19 protein-coding genes are annotated in these 18,472 nt (G+C 39.8%); 7 read left to right on the top strand and 12 right to left on the bottom strand.

Features of this window, described 5'->3' with window-relative positions; genetic code table 11:
• From ACXITR_RS13560 to accD, 3 genes are all read right to left on the bottom strand, one after another.
• A partial coding sequence (locus ACXITR_RS13560) for an SLC13 family permease (RefSeq protein WP_457997756.1) occupies positions 1–1,385 on the bottom strand: 1,385 nt, incomplete at its 3' end.
• Positions 1,386–1,486: 101 nt separating this feature from the next.
• Positions 1,487–2,659, bottom strand: coding sequence for a glycoside hydrolase family 10 protein (locus tag ACXITR_RS13555; RefSeq protein WP_457997755.1), 1,173 nt, complete (start codon positions 2,657–2,659; stop codon positions 1,487–1,489).
• A gap of 87 nt (positions 2,660–2,746) precedes the next feature.
• Positions 2,747–3,679, bottom strand: coding sequence for an acetyl-CoA carboxylase, carboxyltransferase subunit beta (accD, locus tag ACXITR_RS13550; protein ID WP_457997754.1), 933 nt, complete (start codon positions 3,677–3,679; stop codon positions 2,747–2,749).
• 150 nt (positions 3,680–3,829) lie between these two features.
• Between accD and ACXITR_RS13545 the strand changes: the two genes are divergently transcribed.
• Complete coding sequence (locus ACXITR_RS13545) at positions 3,830–4,924, top strand: CobW family GTP-binding protein (RefSeq protein ID WP_457997753.1); 1,095 nt, start codon at positions 3,830–3,832, stop codon at positions 4,922–4,924.
• A gap of 99 nt (positions 4,925–5,023) precedes the next feature.
• Here the strand turns inward: ACXITR_RS13545 and fumC are convergent, their stop codons facing one another.
• Both fumC and ACXITR_RS13535 read right to left on the bottom strand, forming a co-directional pair.
• Complete coding sequence (gene fumC, locus ACXITR_RS13540) at positions 5,024–6,430, bottom strand: class II fumarate hydratase (RefSeq protein ID WP_457997752.1); 1,407 nt, start codon at positions 6,428–6,430, stop codon at positions 5,024–5,026.
• 87 nt (positions 6,431–6,517) lie between these two features.
• A complete protein-coding gene (locus ACXITR_RS13535; protein ID WP_457997751.1) occupies positions 6,518–6,658 on the bottom strand; it encodes a hypothetical protein in 141 nt (46 codons plus the stop codon).
• 81 nt (positions 6,659–6,739) lie between these two features.
• Here ACXITR_RS13535 and ACXITR_RS13530 point away from each other — a divergent pair, with 81 nt between their 5' ends.
• Positions 6,740–8,095 carry a (Fe-S)-binding protein gene (locus ACXITR_RS13530; RefSeq protein WP_457997750.1) on the top strand — a complete coding sequence of 452 codons (1,356 nt, stop codon included), beginning with the start codon at positions 6,740–6,742 and terminating at the stop codon, positions 8,093–8,095.
• An 88-nt stretch (positions 8,096–8,183) separates the two neighbouring features.
• On the opposite strand, the gene ACXITR_RS13525 is transcribed toward ACXITR_RS13530, so the two are convergent.
• Together ACXITR_RS13525 and ACXITR_RS13520 are read right to left on the bottom strand one after the other, a co-directional pair.
• A complete protein-coding gene (locus ACXITR_RS13525; protein ID WP_457997749.1) occupies positions 8,184–9,473 on the bottom strand; it encodes a M16 family metallopeptidase in 1,290 nt (429 codons plus the stop codon).
• A gap of 86 nt (positions 9,474–9,559) precedes the next feature.
• Complete coding sequence (locus tag ACXITR_RS13520; protein ID WP_457997748.1) at positions 9,560–10,033, bottom strand: SH3 domain-containing protein; 474 nt, start codon at positions 10,031–10,033, stop codon at positions 9,560–9,562.
• A gap of 273 nt (positions 10,034–10,306) precedes the next feature.
• On the opposite strand from ACXITR_RS13520, the gene ACXITR_RS13515 reads away from it, so the two are divergent.
• From ACXITR_RS13515 to ACXITR_RS13505, 3 genes are all read left to right on the top strand, one after another.
• Entirely contained in the window at positions 10,307–10,597 is a 291-nt protein-coding gene (locus tag ACXITR_RS13515; protein WP_457997747.1) for a phycobilisome linker polypeptide, read from the top strand.
• Between the two features lie 48 nt (positions 10,598–10,645).
• The gene (gene petH, locus ACXITR_RS13510; RefSeq protein WP_457997746.1) at positions 10,646–11,857 is read left to right on the top strand and encodes a ferredoxin--NADP reductase; all 1,212 of its coding nucleotides are present in this window, start codon (positions 10,646–10,648) and stop codon (positions 11,855–11,857) included.
• 89 nt (positions 11,858–11,946) lie between these two features.
• Positions 11,947–12,135, top strand: a complete 189-nt coding sequence (locus ACXITR_RS13505) for an NAD(P)H dehydrogenase subunit NdhS (RefSeq protein WP_457997745.1) — start codon at positions 11,947–11,949, stop codon at positions 12,133–12,135.
• 91 nt (positions 12,136–12,226) lie between these two features.
• Here the strand turns inward: ACXITR_RS13505 and ACXITR_RS13500 are convergent, their stop codons facing one another.
• From ACXITR_RS13500 to ACXITR_RS13490, 3 genes are all read right to left on the bottom strand, one after another.
• Positions 12,227–13,396, bottom strand: coding sequence for a pyridoxal phosphate-dependent aminotransferase (locus ACXITR_RS13500; RefSeq protein WP_457997744.1), 1,170 nt, complete (start codon positions 13,394–13,396; stop codon positions 12,227–12,229).
• 157 nt (positions 13,397–13,553) lie between these two features.
• On the bottom strand, positions 13,554–15,035 hold the full coding sequence (locus ACXITR_RS13495) for an alpha-amylase (protein ID WP_457997743.1): 1,482 nt from the start codon (positions 15,033–15,035) through the stop codon (positions 13,554–13,556).
• A gap of 80 nt (positions 15,036–15,115) precedes the next feature.
• Positions 15,116–15,394 carry a YiaA/YiaB family inner membrane protein gene (locus ACXITR_RS13490; RefSeq protein WP_457997742.1) on the bottom strand — a complete coding sequence of 93 codons (279 nt, stop codon included), beginning with the start codon at positions 15,392–15,394 and terminating at the stop codon, positions 15,116–15,118.
• 304 nt (positions 15,395–15,698) lie between these two features.
• On the opposite strand from ACXITR_RS13490, the gene ACXITR_RS13485 reads away from it, so the two are divergent.
• Positions 15,699–16,733: a hypothetical protein gene (locus tag ACXITR_RS13485; protein WP_457997741.1), complete on the top strand. Its 1,035-nt coding sequence runs from the start codon at positions 15,699–15,701 to the stop codon at positions 16,731–16,733.
• Between the two features lie 230 nt (positions 16,734–16,963).
• Here ACXITR_RS13485 and ACXITR_RS13480 read toward each other — a convergent pair whose 3' ends face one another.
• Positions 16,964–17,614 (bottom strand): HAD-IA family hydrolase, encoded by a 651-nt coding sequence (locus tag ACXITR_RS13480; RefSeq protein ID WP_457997740.1) that lies wholly within the window; start codon positions 17,612–17,614, stop codon positions 16,964–16,966.
• 91 nt (positions 17,615–17,705) lie between these two features.
• Between ACXITR_RS13480 and psbN the strand changes: the two genes are divergently transcribed.
• Positions 17,706–17,837, top strand: a complete 132-nt coding sequence (psbN, locus tag ACXITR_RS13475; protein WP_069791747.1) for a photosystem II reaction center protein PsbN — start codon at positions 17,706–17,708, stop codon at positions 17,835–17,837.
• A gap of 63 nt (positions 17,838–17,900) precedes the next feature.
• Here the strand turns inward: psbN and ACXITR_RS13470 are convergent, their stop codons facing one another.
• Positions 17,901–18,239: a ferredoxin-thioredoxin reductase catalytic domain-containing protein gene (locus tag ACXITR_RS13470; RefSeq protein WP_457997739.1), complete on the bottom strand. Its 339-nt coding sequence runs from the start codon at positions 18,237–18,239 to the stop codon at positions 17,901–17,903.
• Positions 18,240–18,472 lie beyond the last annotated feature (233 nt).

Here is an 18,472-nt window from a genome sequence, read left to right as displayed (position 1 = left end):
AGAAAAATAATATCCCAACGCACCGCCCCATAAATTTCCCCCGGCTTCAGGCAACCAGTGATAACCATTAATACAACCCCCGTCAAGCTAGTAACCAAAATTGGTGCTAAGTCTAGCCCGGCGATCGCAATTACCCCTATAATAATGGTAAGGGCGATGGTAGCTTTGTCAGTGCGTAAACCTTCCCTGTCTTTTTCCTCCAAAACCAATAATTCCCTGGTGGTTTGTAAACCAATAAAACTTTCCTTAGGGGCTTGTATCAACAATAAATCACCAAATTTGAGGGGGGTTTTTCCCAATCTTTCCCTAATTAATTCTTGCCCCCTTCTAATAGCTAAAACCGTGCCATTATAACGTTGTCTAAATCTTAAATCCTTTAAAGTAGCACCGATTAACCGAGAGTTAGAGAGGATTAAAACCTCCGCAATTTTTTCCTCTTGTATCCCATCACTATCCCCTAAATTATTAGAACTAAATTTAAAGTCAGCTAATATTTCCACCCCCCTTTCGTCTTTAATATTCAGTAAATTAGTACGGCTACTTCTGACGAGTAAAATATCCCCCACTGATAAAATTTTATCGGCTAAAGGAGGGGCAAAATGAGTGTCATTACGGATAATTTCTAATACATCTAAATCAAATTTTCGCTGAATTTGACTACTGCGTAAAGTTTGCCCAATTAAACTAGAATTAGGGGGAATAATCATCTCACTTACATAGTCTTTAATTTCATAATTTTCACTTAAAGACTCTCCCCCCGCAGGTTTACGGGCAGGTAAAATTCGAGGAGCAAAAAAGCTAAGGTATAACAAACCAATTAGAAAAACGGGTAAGCCCAATTTTGTAAACTGAAAAATGGTAAATTCAGGATAACCCAATTGCACCGCCACACCACTAGCTAAAATATTAGTAGAAGTACCAATTAAAGTAACTAATCCTCCTAAAATTGTCGAAAAAGAAAGGGGTATTAATAGTTTAGAAATAGATACTTTTGTTTGTTTACTCCACTGTTCAATTATCGGCAAAAAAATTGCTACTACGGCTGTATTATTAATAAAAGCACTGATAGTTCCTACTATGCCACCCATGACAAAAATTTGTCGAGAAGGATGGTTTCCACCCCATTTTATTAGCCAATCTCTGACGATATTTAAAATTCCTGTTTTTGTAATTCCCGCACTCAGAATAAACATTGCCATCACGGTAATAGTGGCAGAATTTCCAAATCCTGATATTCCTTCATTGGGGGATACTAACCCAAATATCATCAACACAATAGCCACAGAAAGGGCGGTTAAGTCCACGGGCAACCACTCACAAATAAATGCGATGAGGGTTAAAATTAAAATGGTAATTGTTAATAGGATGGGTGATATTTCGGGCATTTTATTTTTTTAGCTTTGACGTTTTTTATTTGTGCCTTTAAGAAATAAAATTATACTTCAATTTTTATCTAAAAAAAACTTGCATATTCCCTATTTTTATGTTAAGAAAACATCTCTTTAAAAAAATTAATTCTCTCTTCTTTTGATTCGGGTCCAAAATTCCATAAACTTTCATAAAAAAAGAAAGATACTCCCCCATAATTTTCGGCACGGGTACGATTAATTTGTTGTTTTATCATATCTAGCGGTACTTGTCTCCCTTTTAAACCGCTCAAAAGTGCGATCGCACTGGGAATATTATTTTTAGCCCTTTTAATGTCTCCTTGAGCAATTTCTCGATTAAAAGCCACCATATTATCTCGGTAAACCTGTAAAACTAATTCATCAATTAAACCCATTTTTTCCCATTTTGCCCAGTCTAGTAAATATTGTTCGAGGGAAAATTCTTGGGGATTCGGAGAAATAGACACAATAACATCAGGCTTAATGGCCTTAATTTGGCTATGGAGAGTTTGCAAATAGTCTGTTATCTTATCCGCCCGCCATTGTACCCATTCAGCATTCAGGGCATTGGGAGGGGGTAACTTGCCATCATGTTCTTGACGGTATAATCTGACGGTATAGGGATCATAACCCAATTCCGAAGGATAGCCAAAATGATCATCAAATTGGATGCCATCAATGTCATAGTTGCGGACAATTTCCAACACCAAATCACTTATAAACCCTTGTACTTCAGGATGGAGGGGATTTAACCATACCCTTTCATGGACACCCCCTTCTAACCATACCTCCGTTTTATCTATGCGTCTGGTAAGCCAATGGGGATGTTTTTCTACCAGTAAAGAATCCGCAGGCGCCATAAAGCCAAATTCAAACCAAGGTATTACCCGTAAATCCTTTTTATGTCCTTCCTCAATAATTTCCTGTAATACATCCCTATTTTGTAAGCCCTCCGTAGGATCTAATATTACTCCCGTTGCCTTTTGATTAACTTGGCTAGGATAAAGGGTATAGCCCCAATTCCAAACGGTGGGATAAAGGGTATTAAACTTGGCATCGGCTAAAAGTGCGATCGCACCTTGGGTATTTTCACGACTAAACAAAACATCACTATCAACATTCGTCAGCCAAACCCCCCGAATTTCATCCCCAGAAGCAGGTTGAGAATAACCAACCCAAGGCATCATCACCGTCAGCCAAATAGCACAAAAAAACAGAAGACAACGGATAATGGATAATGGATAATGGACAATTAAACCTTTTTTAGGCATTGTATGCTTATTTTTTATTCTGGGGACAATTTGCTTTTAGCTTGTGCAAAAGCTGATTATATCTCGCAAGGGTGCAAAAGAATTGTTTTAGACAGCATTTACATTAGCCAAGGTTTCTGACACCTTAGAATTTTCGTAATGGCTAGGGGTATTGACAGGATAAAAAGGTTGATGAAGACTAATTAAATTAGCGAGGGTTTTTTTCAATTGAGTACGAGGCACAATGGCATCCACAAAACCATGTTTTAATAAATACTCCGAAGTTTGGAAATCATCAGGTAACTTTTCCCGTAAAGTTTGTTCAATTACCCGTCTTCCCGCAAAACCAATGGTAGCACCCGGCTCCGCCAAAATCAAATCCCCTAACATAGCAAAACTTGCCGTAACTCCCCCCGTAGTGGGATGACTGAGGATAGGAATATATAACAATTTTTTTTGTTTATGACGTTCTAGCGCCCCAGAAATTTTCGCCATCTGCATCAAACTTAACATCCCCTCCTGCATCCTTGCACCCCCAGAAGCACAGACGATGATTACAGGCAAACCGTTGGCAGTGGCATATTCAATTAAACGAGTCAATCTTTCCCCTACCACAGAGCCCATACTACCGCCCATGAAGCGAAAATCCATCACCCCTAGGGTAAAAGGTAAACCGTCAATTAAGCCCTTTCCTGTTTGTACAGCATCGCTTAGATTAACCTTTTGTTGTAGTTCCTTAATGCGATCGGCATATGCCTTACGATCTACAAAATTTAGAGGGTCAGTCGGTTGTAAATGATGATTTAAAGTTTCCCAAGTATTAGGATCAACTAACTGCTCGATTCTTTCATTACTATTAACCATCATATGATGACCACATTCTGAGCATACCATATTATTGCCCTGTAAATCCTTTGTATAGCTTAAAACACCACAACTAGGGCATTTTGTCCATAAACCATCCGCAATTTCTCTTTCCTGTTGGGGCTTTATCTCAGGTTCGGATTTTCTCAAATTATCAAACCAATCGAATAATGACATTTAACAACCAATAATAACGATAATAATAATATATCCTACCGCACCATAAAACCTCATTATTTTAAATACCCGTATCCCCCAAGGAATAACGATAGGATATGATCAAAGTCAGGTAACAAAATCAAACTTAAGTTCCCATTTAGTTTATATATGAGCGTAGTAGAACAAAACAACCAACCTTCCTCTGCACTAGATGCACCCAAAAGAGGCTTACCCGTAACGATTATCACAGGATTTTTAGGCAGTGGAAAAACAACTTTATTAAACTATATTTTAGAGAATCAGCAGGGGGTAAAAACCGCCGTACTGGTAAACGAATTTGGTGAAATTGGCATCGATAATGATTTGATTGTTTCTAGTGATGAAACCATGATCGAGCTTAGTAATGGTTGCATTTGTTGTAATATTAATAACGACTTAGTTGATGCTGTTTACAAAGTATTAGAAAAAGATGAAAAAATTGACTATTTAGTGGTAGAAACTACGGGAATTGCAGATCCTTTGCCCGTTGCCATGACCTTTTTAGGTACAGAATTAAGGGAAATGACAAGGTTAGACTCTATCATTACTTTAGTTGATTGTGCTAACTTTAGCCTTGATTTATTCAACAGTGAAGCAGCTTATAGTCAAATTGCCTATGGTGACATTATCATCCTCAATAAAACTGATTTAGTTAGCTCTGATGTGGTAGATAATCTCGAAAATCGACTCAAGGAAATGAAAACAGATGCTAGGATGATGCGTACCACGAATTCTAAAGTGCCTTTACCCCTAGTTTTGAGTGTGGGTTTATTTGAATCAGACAAATATTTTGACACTGAGGAAGAAAAAGAGCATAATCATAACCATGACCATCATCACCATGATCACGAAGATCATAATGGGCATCATAACCATAGTCATGAACACCATCACGATCATGATCATGAACACCATTCCCATCACCTAGATAACGATGGCTTTACCTCTGTATCTTTTGTGAGTGATAAACCTTTTTACATTCGTAAGTTACAATATTTCCTCGATAATCAGCTATCGGCCAATGTTTTCCGTGCTAAAGGAATATTATGGTTTCATGAGAGTGCAGATCGTCATATTTTCCATCTTAGCGGTAAAAGATTTACCATTGAGGACGATACATGGAAGGAAGGACAAAAAAAAGGTAATAAGCTCGTTTTTATCGGTCAAGATTTAGATCATGATTTGATTAAACAACAGTTAGAAAACTGTCTGATTGGTGATTAGTTTAATTAATGGATTCGTAATCGTACTTCATCCTAATCTGTAAAACTTAGAAAATATATGGTGCATGCAAGGGGTTTAAACCCCTTGTTAGGAATTTAGTTATTGATGGGGATAAGCCATTTTATTTAAATCAATACAATTATCAAACTCCTCTGCACTCAAGTAACCGAGTTTTAAAGTGGCTTCCTTGAGAGTTAAATTATCATGGTGGGCAAGATGAGCAATTTCTGAGGCTTTATCGTATCCAATGACAGGACTTAGGGAGGTTACTAACATCAAAGATTGATTGACCAGTTGATTGATTCTATCTCTATTAGGTTGCATATCTTTAACGGTAAAATCAGTAAAGTTGTTGCAACTGTCGGACAAAATTTTGATGGACTGAATGATGTTGTAGATAATCATGGGCTTATATACATTCATATCCAGATAGCCACTAGCCCCTGCAAAACTAACGGCGGTATCATAGCCCATCACCTGCACCGCCACCATGGCTAAAGCCTCGCACTGGGTGGGGTTTACCTTACCAGGCATTATAGATGAACCGGGTTCGTTGGCGGGTAATTCTAGCTCGTTTAATCCTGCCCTAGGGCCACAGGCAAGTAAGCGTATATCGTTGGCGATTTTGTAAAGGGAACAAGCCAGGGTTTTGAGGGTGGCACTTAACATTACCATGGCATCATGGGAACCCATGACGGTAAATTTGTTGGGGGCGGTGATGAAGGGTAATCCCGTTTGTTGGGCGATGTAGTGGGCAGACTTTTCGGCAAAGCCTTTGGGGGCGTTGATTCCTGTACCTAGGGCGGTGCCTCCGAGGGCTAATTGATAGATTTCGGGTAAAATGTTGTTAAGGCGTTGTAGGTTATCATCGAGCATCCCTACATACCCTGAAAATTCTTGTCCGAGGCTTAATGGTACGGCATCTTGTAAATGGGTTCTACCGATTTTGATAATGTCTTGCCATGCTTGGGCTTTTTGGTGTAGGGCATCCCTTAATTTGGTTACTTTGGGGATTAAACGGTTATTAAGGGCGATCGCACTGGCGATGTGCATGGCCGTGGGAAAGGTATCATTGGAAGACTGGGACATATTAACATGATCGTTAGGATGGATGGGATTTTTTGACCCCAATTCACCGCCCACCATTTGAATAGCACGGTTAGCGATAACCTCATTCACATTCATATTGGATTGAGTGCCACTGCCCGTCATCCATACATATAAGGGAAAATGATCATCCCATTTCCCTGCCAAAATTTCCTCACAGGCGATCGCAATTAAATCCGCTTTTTCTTTATCTAAACAACCCAAATCACGGTTAGCTGAGGCAGAGGCTTTTTTGAGGACAGCAAACGCCCGAATAACTTCCATGGGCATCATATCCTCCCCGATAGAAAAATGGTGTAACGAGCGCTGAGTTTGCGCACCCCAGAGGCGATCGCCCTTCACCTGTACTTCACCCATACTATCTTTTTCAACCCGAAAATTATTACTTGCCTCTGCCATCTTTTTTTAATTGATAATTAATTTAATTTAAATTCCCCCCTTATTAAGGGGGGTTAGGGGGGGTCAAATTCCTACAATTTATAATTTCTAATCATTAGATTGTAACCAAGAAGATAAAGGCTCATCATGAATATCTAACTGTAAAACCCCAGCCACAAAACCCCCCACAAAAGCCACAGGTTGCTTAGAGGCTTCCTCACAAACAAAAAATAACTCTTGCAAAAACATAAGATACCCCAAAAATACAAACATCACTCGATATAATTAATTTAAACACATTCCCAGCCAACCACTGTGAAAAAATCATCCATGAATGTAAGCAACCCCTCACAAATTCCCGTCACCAACGACAAAAATTTACCAGGATTTGACTACAAAAACCCCCCATCCCAAGAATTAATCGATCAATGTGTCCATTGTGGCTTTTGTCTTTCCACCTGCCCCAGCTATCGCATCATCGGCAAAGAAATGGACTCCCCACGGGGAAGAATCTACCTCATGGATGCCATCAACAAAGGGGAAGCCAGTTTAAATGAAGCCACCGCCCAACACTTTGACAGTTGCCTCGGTTGCCTTGCCTGTGTAAGCACCTGCCCATCAGGGGTACAGTATGATCAACTCATCGCCAAAACACGCCCCCAAGTAGAAAGAAATCAACCCCGAAACCCATGGGAAAAATTTCTCCGTTTCATAATTTTTAACCTTTTTCCCTACCCCAAAAGACTAGGCTTTTTCTTACCCCTACTGTGGCTATATCAAATATCAGGATTACAAACCCTCATCAGGAAAATAAAACTCCTCAAACCCTTTCCTCGCATCGAGGCGATGGAATCCATTTTGCCCAAAATTAACCTAAAAACCATTAACAAAAAATATCCTTATACCATACCAGCCCAAACAGAAAAAAAATATCGAGTAGGAGTTATCCTCGGTTGTGTGCAAAGACTCTTTTTTGACTCCGTGAATGAAGCTACCGTCAGGGTGTTAACCGCCAATGGGTGTGAGGTTGTTATTCCCCCATCCCAAGGATGTTGCTCTGCCCTTCCAGCGCACCAGGGGCAAGAAAATCAAGCCCAAGCCTTTGCCCGTCAAATGATTGATAGTTTTGCCGATACTGATGTGGACTACATTATTATCAACGCCGCAGGTTGCGGACACACCCTCAAGGAATATGCCCATATTTTAGCGGATGACCCTGAATATTTACCCAAAGCGGAGGAATTTGTCAGTAAGGTTCGGGATGTGCAAGAGTTCCTCGCCGAAATTGATTTTACCGCCCCTCTGAGTGCCATTACGGAGGATAAATTAACCCTTGTATATCAAGATGCCTGTCACCTTTTACATGGTCAACAAATCAGTTTACAGCCCCGTAAATTGCTTAATCTCATCCCCAATATTGAGTTAAAAGAGCCTTTAGATGCGGCACTTTGTTGTGGTAGTGCGGGGGTTTATAATATGTTACAACCTGATGTTGCCGATGAATTAGGGGAGCAAAAAGTTCGTAATTTACTAAATACGGGGGCAAGGGCGATCGCATCTCCTAACCCTGGTTGTAGTTTACAGATTACTAAACACTTGGCAAAACAAGGTCATAGGATTTCTGTTTTTCATCCCATGGAATTGTTAGATAAATCCATTCGAGGAGAGAAGATGATGAACAATTAACACTGTATCTATGTTGATAAAGTCAGCAATGGGCTTAAGCCTATTACCCATTACTCATTACCCATTACTCATTACCCATTACCCATCATTAACTGCCATGTAACTCACACACTGCATAATATTCAGGGCAAAGGTATTGAGAAGCGTAACATTTTAATTCATCGGAAGATAAATTCATTAATATTTCTGGATATTTAAGGGCTAATTTGGCATCTTTTAAAACATGATAATAACCATATAGCCCTGCTAATTGTTCGGGGGTTTCTGTGGAGAAAATGTAATCATGGATTAGGGCTTTTTTACAGTTTTCTAATTCTTTGTCTTCGATAGGTTTGGTCTGTAAATTGTAAATTTCTTGGCGAATAAGATCTTCTATTTCGTTGATATTTTGTGATGATAAACAAGCAGAAATAGTAAATAAACTAGAGTCTTTTTGTAAGGAAAAGTCACAGCTAATATCCAATACTAATTGTTTTTCTTCCCGTAGTTCTCGGACTAAACGGGATGTTCTACCCCCTGCTAAAATCATGGAAATCAGATCAAGGGCGATCGCCCCTTCAATATTATCAATACCCGGGCCACTCCACCCCATCATTAACCGAGATTGCTCGAGACGGGGAAAGCATAACTGTTTACGGCGAACATCCACCATGGGCGGTTCACTATCAAAACTCAGGGGCGGACACTCAGAGCGCACCCCAAAACTACCAAAAGAATCCTCAATAAGGGCGATCGCATCCTTTTCTCGAATATCCCCCACCAAAACCACCGACATCCGCTCAGGCTGATAATGGGTTTTATGAAAACAACGCATCTGATTAGGTGTCATGGCCAACAATAAACTCTCATCCCCCAACACAGAACGACCATAGGGATGGTTCGGATAAATTAAACTAGAAAGACCCTGAAAACCCAACCAATTATAATCATCATTACTACCCCTCAACTCCTCCAACACCACATCCCTTTCCAAAAAAAATTCCTCATCAGCAATATTAGCTTGTAACAAAATCTCCCCCAAATAGGGCAAAGTCGCCGATATATAATTACTCGCCGTCACCAAAAAGAAATGAGCATAATCATAGCTAGTGGCCGCATTCGCACAACCCCCATTATTTTCCACCACATAATCAAACTCCCCCGGTAACACATTCAAAGAACCCTTAAAAATCATATGCTCCAAAAAATGAGCCATCCCCCACCAGCCCGCAGGCTCCTTCGTTGCCCCCGCATCAACCCAAACATCCGCCACTACCACCGAACTATGGGGCATATCCTGATGGATTACCCTCAACCCATTAGACAAACGAATAACATTGACATTACGACTATCAATAAACTTTTGGGAGCTTGACTTATTATTTGTAGATAAAACCATGGGTAGAGAATTGCGTATCTTTACCCCATATTAGCCTTAAGCATCCCTTAACCATCACAATTATCAATAAATCATTACATCCCTACCTAATCAATACGGCTCACATTTCCAGCCTTCACCCATGCCTCTTGCCCCGTACTAACAACCCTGACCCTATCCCAACCATTATCACTACTCCTGCCCAAAATAATCAACTCCTGATCATAAGCAACACCCCCAACTCGCTCCGAACCCTCCATGGGTTCACCCCTCAAAATTAACCCCGTTGACCAAGTAACCGTGGCACGATAAGCCCCCTCTGGCAGATCGCTATCTTCTTCCTCTTCAGGCTCGGGTTCAGGTTCAGGCTCAGGCTCAGGCTCGGGTTCAGGTTCAGGATTTTCAGCCACCGTAGTATCATCCTCCGGGGGTTGCTCACTCTCAAATAACTCCAAAGGATTATTCGGCTCTCCCGATACCATAGTTAAAAAATAATAAGCCCCCCCAGCCAGTCCTCCACCAAACAAAATCATGCCAATAATAAACCCTAAAAGAAATTGAAAACAGCCTGATATGTTCATAGTAAATTACAAGTTTGGTATGCCAGAATTTTTAGGAACAATTATAGCAATCTACAGCTATCAATGGTAATCACGATGCAACCCATTGAAGCATCAGAAAAGCGATAACCTCAATAACTCTCAACATTTAAGCATCACAAATTTTGGTAAAATTTAATACAAGCCTAAAAATATCAAGATAAAACTGCCCCTTATGTAGTGAAAACTTGACATAGTAAGCGATTTAAGACAAACTTTAGATTACTTTAATAACATCAGGAGTATATTAAAGATATGAGAAATACCAAGGTTGTAAAAACTTTTGCTAAAAATACCGCCGTTGACGAGCGTCGCTTTTTATTTGAAGTTTCAGGGATTTCCCAACAGGGAGACAACAACTTAGAATATGCCATTCGTAAGAGTGGAAATTCCTTTTTAGCAGTTCCCTATTCTCGCATGAATCAGGAAATGAACCGCATTAACCGTTTAGGGGGTACAATCGTTAACATTTCCCCCATCGGTGTCGTTGCCCCCCTAGTAGGAAAAGCTGAAGCTAAAGAAGCCGAGGCAGAAACTGAAAAATAAATAAATAAAGGAGCAAAATCAGCGTAAGGAGTTTAGCAATCGCAATCAATGAAAAAATTTAATACAGTAAAAACCTTTTCCAATGATTCTGTCATCGAAGAACGTCGTTTCCTCTTTGAAGTTGTTGGAATTTCTCAACAAGGAAGTAATAATTTAGACTATCCTATTCGTCAGAGTGGAACTACTTTTATTACAGTTCCCTATTCTCGGATGAATCAGGAGATGAATCGGATTAATCGCCTTGGAGGGAAAATTGTTAACATTACCCCCATCGGTATTAATACCCCTGTTCAAGCTCAAAGTCTAAGTTCAAGTTCTGAAACAACTACGAACAATAAACCCATGACTCAAGCTCAAGAAAAAAAAGAAAAAAAAGAGGTAAAAGTACCTGTCAATATATACCGTCCTAAAAATCCTTTTGTGGGCAAATGTATTGAAAATTACGAACTTGTTGCCGAAGGCGGTAGTGGTACTGTACGCCATTTAACTTTTGATCTTTCTGGTGGAGATTTACACTATTTAGAAGGGCAAAGTATTGGTATCATTCCCCCCGGAGAAGACGAAAAAGGAAAACCCCATAAGTTACGCCTTTACTCCATTGCTTCTACCCGTCACGGTGATAAACTAGACGATAAAACAGTTTCTTTGTCTGTTCGTCAATTAGAATATCAAAACGAAGAGGGAGAAACCGTACAAGGTGTATGCTCTACCTATCTTTGTAACCTAGAAGAAGGTGCTGATGTAGCGATTACTGGTCCTGTGGGTAAAGAAATGCTTTTACCTGATGATGAGGATGCAACCATTGTTATGTTAGCCACGGGTACGGGTATTGCTCCTTTCCGTGCGTTTTTATGGCGTATGTTTAAGGAAAGAGAGTTAAACCCCGATTATCAATTTAAAGGTTTAGCTTGGTTAGTTTTCGGTATTCCTTACACCCAAAATATTCTTTATAAAGAAGAATTGGAGAAAATGGCGGAGGAATATTCTGATAATTTCCGTCTAACCTATGCCATCAGTCGTGAACAAAAAACCGAAGATGGCGGAAAAATGTATGTTCAAAGTCGTGTAAGCGAATATGCTGACGAGTTATTTGAATTAATCCAAAAACCTAATACCCATGTTTATATGTGTGGTTTGAAGGGTATGGAGCCTCCTATTTCTGAAACTTTTACTGCTGAGGCGGAGAAAAGAGGATTAAATTGGGATGAGATGCGTAAGCAAATGAAAAAAGAACATCGTTGGCACGTTGAGGTGTACTAGGTGCTAGGCTTTAGGTGTTAGGTTATGGGTGACAGTGGTTTAAACACTTCTGTTACCTTTTTTATTGTTTATTTAGGATTTTTATAATTATGATTATTTTACCTGGTTCATTGGTTAAGGTGAATAGCCCTGATGATATTTACCATGATTTTCAAGGGTTGGTACAGAGGGTTTCTGATGGTAAGGCTGCGGTTTTATTTGAGGGGGGTAATTGGGATAAGTTAATTACTTTTCGGTTATCTGAGTTGGAAATTTTTGACCCTAAGGCTAAGAAGTAAATCGGATTTAGTATGATTGGGGCTTAGTGTTAGGGGTTGGATAGGGTGTTACTTTGGTGGCAAGGGGTTTAAACCCCTTGTTAGGGGATGATTAAGTTAGTCTTTTGACAAATTGAGCAAATTTATCCATTCCTTTATTAATAGATGTCATGTCGGTGGCGTAGGAAAAGCGAATACATTTATCTTCTCCGAAGGCTATACCGGGGATGGTGGCAACGTTTTCTTCTTGGAGTAATTGTTTACAAAAGTCGAGGGAAGTTAATCCTGTGGTGCTAATATCTACGAATAGATAAAATGCTCCTTGGGGAATGGGGGTGCTGATATGGGGAATACTGCTCACGGCTTCATACATTGCTTTTCTTCTTTGGGTGAAGGCTTCTAGCATGGTGTTAACACAGTCTTGGGATGAGTTTAAGGCGGCGATCGCACCGTACTGAGCAAAGGTACAAACATTAGAGGTACTATGACCTTGAACTTTTACCATGGCTTTAATTATTTCTGTGGGGGCAGCGATATAACCCACTCGCCATCCTGTCATGGAGTAGGCTTTGGCAAAACCATTACTAACGATGGTACGCTTAAATATTTCTTCATTAACTGCCCCAATACTTAGATGGGTAGCATTATCGTAGAGGATTTTTTCATAAATTTCGTCGGAAACAACCAAAATATCCGAATCAATAATGATTTGGGCTAGAGCCTTGATTTCTTCTGGGCTATACACTGCCCCTGTGGGGTTAGAAGGGCTGTTGAGAACAAATAACTTGGTTTTTGGGGTAATTGCTTGTTTTAGCTGGTCTGGGGTGATTTTGTAGTTGTTTTCAGCGGTGGTGGGTACGATGACGGGTTTTCCCCCCGCAAGGGTTACCATTTCAGGATAGCTCAACCAATAGGGGGCAGGGATAATGACCTCGTCTCCTGCTTCGATTAATACCATCATTAGGTTATATAACGAGTGTTTTCCCCCGTTGGTGACAATGATGTTTTCTGGTTGATAATTTAGGTTATTATTGGTTTGTAGTTTATGGGCGATCGCCTCTCGCAAACCTAACTCCCCAATAGCTGCCCCATACTTAGTTTTACCCTCATCCAAAGCCTTTTTAGCCGCCTCCTTAATGTGTGCAGGGGTATCAAAATCAGGCTCTCCCGCACTAAAACTACACACATCCAATCCCTGAGCCTTCATTGCCTTAGCTTCAGCGGTAATCGTTAAAGTAATAGAAGCATTAACCTGAGCAATTCTGTTAGCTAATTTAATCATCTTTTATTATAAAAATTTATCTTTCCACCATTTTAAATATTAAATAGTGTCCGGGGGTTAAAAAAATAACAAACTTCAGCTTTGTTACAAAACGTAAATATTAGATTGCGGGAAAAGGTAAGGAGCAATTTTAATTAAGCAATGTCAGAAAGCAAAGCTAGGAAGCAGGAATCCAAACGGAAATAGAACCCGCAGGGCAAGGAAAATCCGCCCAGCCATTATCATCCGTCGTAACCCGTTGCTCAATATGCTCTGTTAGATCCATATATTCACAATTAGATTGTCCCACTTCCATCCTTTTAAAACCCTCTTCCCCATTGGTTAACACCACCGCAACTCCCCCCGGATGTTCTTCATCCCCCAACCTTGTCCAACCGATGGTATTAGGATGATCAAAATAGTCATATTGCTCCCCATAAGCACAATTTTGGCGTACCCACAAAAACTTATCTATTAACCATTTGTGACTTTCTAACCATATTTCATATTCTTCCCCATCATTACCCCTATCTTTGTAATGGGCGCCGTAATAGTCAGCATGGAAAATACAAGGATAACCCTCCCTTCTAAGCAAAATTAGGGCATAGGCATGGGGTTTAAACCAACCTTCCACCACCGACTCCAAAGATTGTAAAGGTTGAGAGTCATGGTTATCAACTAAAGTAACCGCTAAAGACGGTTCATTTTTTACCAAGGAATTATCAAAAATTGTAGTTAAATCATAATCGCTTCCCTGCTTGCTAGCCGCTGCAAAATTGTAATGTAAAGGGGCATCAAATAACGCCACATGACCATCCGTAATGGTTATAAAATGGTGTAGTGCCTCCACTTCATAGGACCAATATTCCCCCACCGCAAACAAATCTTGTTTTGTATATTCCCGTAAATGATTTAACCACTCAGCAAAAAAGGTAGCCTCAATGTGTTTTACCGCATCAAAACGAAAACCATCCACCCCCGTGGTGTCCATATACCATTCACCCCATTTTTTTATATCTTCCCTCACCTCTTCGGAACTAAAATCTACATTACAACCCATCAAATAATCGTAGTTACCATGCTCTAAATCAACCCCCTCATCAAAAGATTTACCTTCAAATACATAAATGGCATTATCATCGTCACCTTCGTAGGCGTTGTAATCTACTGAGTCAAAATACCACCAATGTAATTCTGCATCAGAGTATTTGCCTTTACGACCGGGAAAAGTAAAATGAGTCCATGCTTTAATGTTTCTCTGCTCTCCCATGGCTTCATAGCGATTTTGGGGGTTGTAGGGGGTTGCGTTGACTTCCTCAGATTTATCTGCCCCCAGACGATGATTAAAGACCATATCTGCGTAGATATGCACCCCAGCGGATTGAGCTTTTTTGATGGCGTTAAGATATTCTTCTTTGGTGCCGTATTTTGTTCTTACGGACTGTTTTTGATCAAATTCTCCTAAATCGTATAAATCGTAAACTCCATAACCCACATCATAACCTCCTGCGGTTCCTTTATAGGCGGGGGGTAACCATAGGGCAGTGATACCTACGTCGGCTAATTCTTGAGCTTTTTCGGCTACTTCTTTCCATAAATTTCCATCGGGTTCACTATACCAGTGAAAATACTGCATCATTACGCCATTAGTTTCGCTCATAATTTTTTTGTTTCCAAAATAGGTTCTTTCATTATGAATTAAACTTGATAATTTTGTGTATATTTTTTATTAAAAAAAAGTTAAATGTTGTTGTTATGCTCTGCTAATATTCGTTCTACCTTAGCTTCTTCTAATTTAGAGATTATTCTACTCGACTCATGGAGATCTCTTTGAGTTTTTGTTAGGCTAACGGTGGAGCCGATGGAAAATAATAGTCCCATACCCATAAATGCTTTAATCCAAGAGTCCACAGGCATATAAAAAATTCCAATGGATGTCACGCTGACGGAGATGATAAATGATAACCATGTTTGAATTACCCAAGCGGAGCTATGGCTTTGACTTACTTGTTCTTTCATTTTTTAAACCTTTTTTATGTTTATTAATAGGATGTTTTTATTTTATAAAAAGGGTAATTTTCTGGCTGAAATCCTGTGACACTATCTAAATTGTCTCTATTACTGATGGCACTACAAAGAAGTTAAACACCATGGGAGTGACTAGCAACAGGTAATCAATAACAAGGTTTTGTTTACAAATACGGCTTTTGGCGATCGCCTTTTAGCACTTCAAGGAAAAAAAGAATAGTAAGGATCAGCGGAAAAATGATATTTTAATAAAAGTCTCAAATTTACGATTACAAGGTCAGGAAGTATTATTAAGATGGTCGAAGTTGCTCCTTCTACGGTAGAAATCGCCGAGGCACTCACGATGCCTGTGGATTTAGAGTTTGAATTACCAGATCCAGAGGATGAAGAAATTGCCGAACATGACTTTCAGCAACAGGTTGATGATGTGTGGAAAGTGTGCGATCGCTTCGACCTGCAAACGGATATATGGCGTGGTAGAATCTTAAGAGCCGTAAGGGATAGGGAAAAATTTGGCGGCGAAAATAGAGGGGCAGGTTTTCTCAACTGGTTAAAAAACAGGGAAATAAGTAAAAGTCAGGCGTATGCGCTCATTCAATTAGCTAATAGTGCTGATACTCTCCTTGCCGAAGGAAATTTAGAACCTGATGCTATCCAAAACTTTAGTAAAAGGGCTTTCATTGAAACCGCCAAAGCAGAGCCAGAAGTACAAAAATTGGTTAGTGAAGCAGCCCAAAATGGCGATCGCATCACCCGCCGAGAAGTAAAGCAACTCACCGATGAATATACGGCAATGAATTCGGACTACCTGCCCGACAACGTCAAAGAAAAAGCCGTGGATGGCTCATTACCCCCCCGACACCTTGCCCCCCTCATCAAAGAGATGGAAAAGCTATCCGATGAACAAATTAACGACATCAAAAAAGAAGTAGAAGAGAATCCTGATATTGACACCGTCAAAAAAATGACCTCCACCGCCAAAAGTTTGGCAAAATATCTTGACTCCGCCTCCCAAGTGGAAACCCTCCGAGACTCTCCCGTAGATTTGGAAATGGCGCTAGATGAAGCCATGCGCCTAGACTGTCTCAGCATCACCGCCGATTTAGTAAAACAAGCCACTAACCTAGAGCAAAATGTGGCAAAACTCTATACCCTCTGGAAAAAAGTAGGTAGTATTTCTGATCGTCTTTATGTGGAAACAGGCTCTAGTAGTCCTAATTTGCGATCGCTCCTTACCTGTTTAGAAAGACTGACGAGCGAAGTAATAGAAGTAAAACTTGATGAAGGAGGAGAAAAATTAGTTCGCCTCAGAGTCATGACAGAAGATTGAACCTCCCCTGCCTGAAGACGAGGGGATTCCCATTTAGACTTTTATCTAGATTTAACTGGAAAAGTTAAATCCCCGACAGATCGCCATTACTGGGCTGTTTATTCACGGGCGCACCGACCGCAAAAAGTTTCTTTTTTCTTTTGTTTTAGCAGCAATTTAAGCTAGCTACTTTAAACTCTAACACAGAACGCTCTAAAGGGCGGGGTTTTAAACCCGTGATTTTTTGATAATTAAATAATTTCTAATTGTTCATTGTCAACCACCATCAACAAATCTTGGGGATGATTAATCATAAAATCAGGCTGATACTCCTGCAAAATTTCCGCCGAATTAAAACCCCAAGTAACCGCAACTACCTTAATATGACTTTTTTTAGCCGAGACAATATCCCTTGTTTCATCCCCCACATAAAAAGTATGTTCCAAAGATAAATCACAATTACGTATTACCCTATTAATCGTTCGATGCTTACCAAATAAATTATTACTAGAATAAATAAACTGAAAATAATCCTGCAATCCATTGTGACAGAAAAACTCCCTTACACTCTCCTCCCAATTAGAAGTAATCACCCCCAAGGTGTATCCCTTCCCATGTAAATGGGCAAGAGTTTCTTGCATTCCCTCAAAAGCTGATAAAAAAGCGATCCTGCCATTTAACTCCTTTTTTATTCTTTTCATCAAAAAAGGAACCTTATGAAGACTGACGGGAGACTGCCGAATAATATCCTTAGAACTAAGATTGGTTAACCTAGCCACCTCCACTTCATCCACCAATGGATAGTTAAATTCCAACGCCAACCCATTAACAATCTCCACCAAAGTAGAAAAAGTGTCAGCGATTGTGCCATCAAAGTCAAAGATAATTGTTTTGTCTTCCATTACATATACAAAGAAAAAGAGAAATATTGCGAAAAGTTAAGAAGGAATGTCAAAATAAAGGATAGTATTAAAAAAATAAGAGTAAAAATATATGGATACCGCAACAGTCGTTGCCTCTACAATTGCTATTACCCTTTTAGCAATCACAGGCTTTTCAGTATATACCGCTTTCGGGCCTCCTTCTGCACAATTAGACGATCCTTTTGAAGACCACGAAGATTAAAATCTAACCAGAGACGTTCGAGAAAACGTCTCTAAACTTTTTTTGGGGATAATTGAAGAGAGACTATTGAACCCCCTGTAAGTCTTCCCAAGAAATTTCCTGTTGTTCCCCAGCAAACTCATTATCAGGGGTAATGAATAACATACAATGACACTCTTTTCTCTCCCGCATGGGTACACAAGGACAATTCCAAAAAGTATTTTTTACCTCTGCTTCTTTATCTTCATAATAACGACAGGGACAAAGGGGCGCACCTAATTCTTCTTTGTGTTGTGCTAAACCCTGAATAACTACTGCGGTAACAGAAGGATCGGCGCAAAAATATGTATCTGTACGTTTAGCATACTGTTCGGCAAAGTTTTTCATTGCCTCTAACTTCTTATTTTGATTATCTGAGGTCATAGTTTAATGTGTTTTGATCCTTTTTTATTTTCTCTACTATCATTTTACCTTAATGAATGACTCTACATTGAGAGGATGAACAATTATCAGTGTTGACATCCTCCTCGGCATAAATGCACGAGGATTCCTACTAGAATAAACTTAATTGCTCAAATCTATTCTCTCGGTGGGTTGACGCTTCGTCGCCTACTGCTAACTTTACGCTAGTCTTACGCCCTGCTCCACGTCCGTTT

The organism is Cyanobacterium sp., assembly GCF_054166785.1.
The sequence above is the reverse complement of the archived record's forward strand: the minus strand, read 5'-3'. Positions and strand labels throughout refer to the sequence as shown.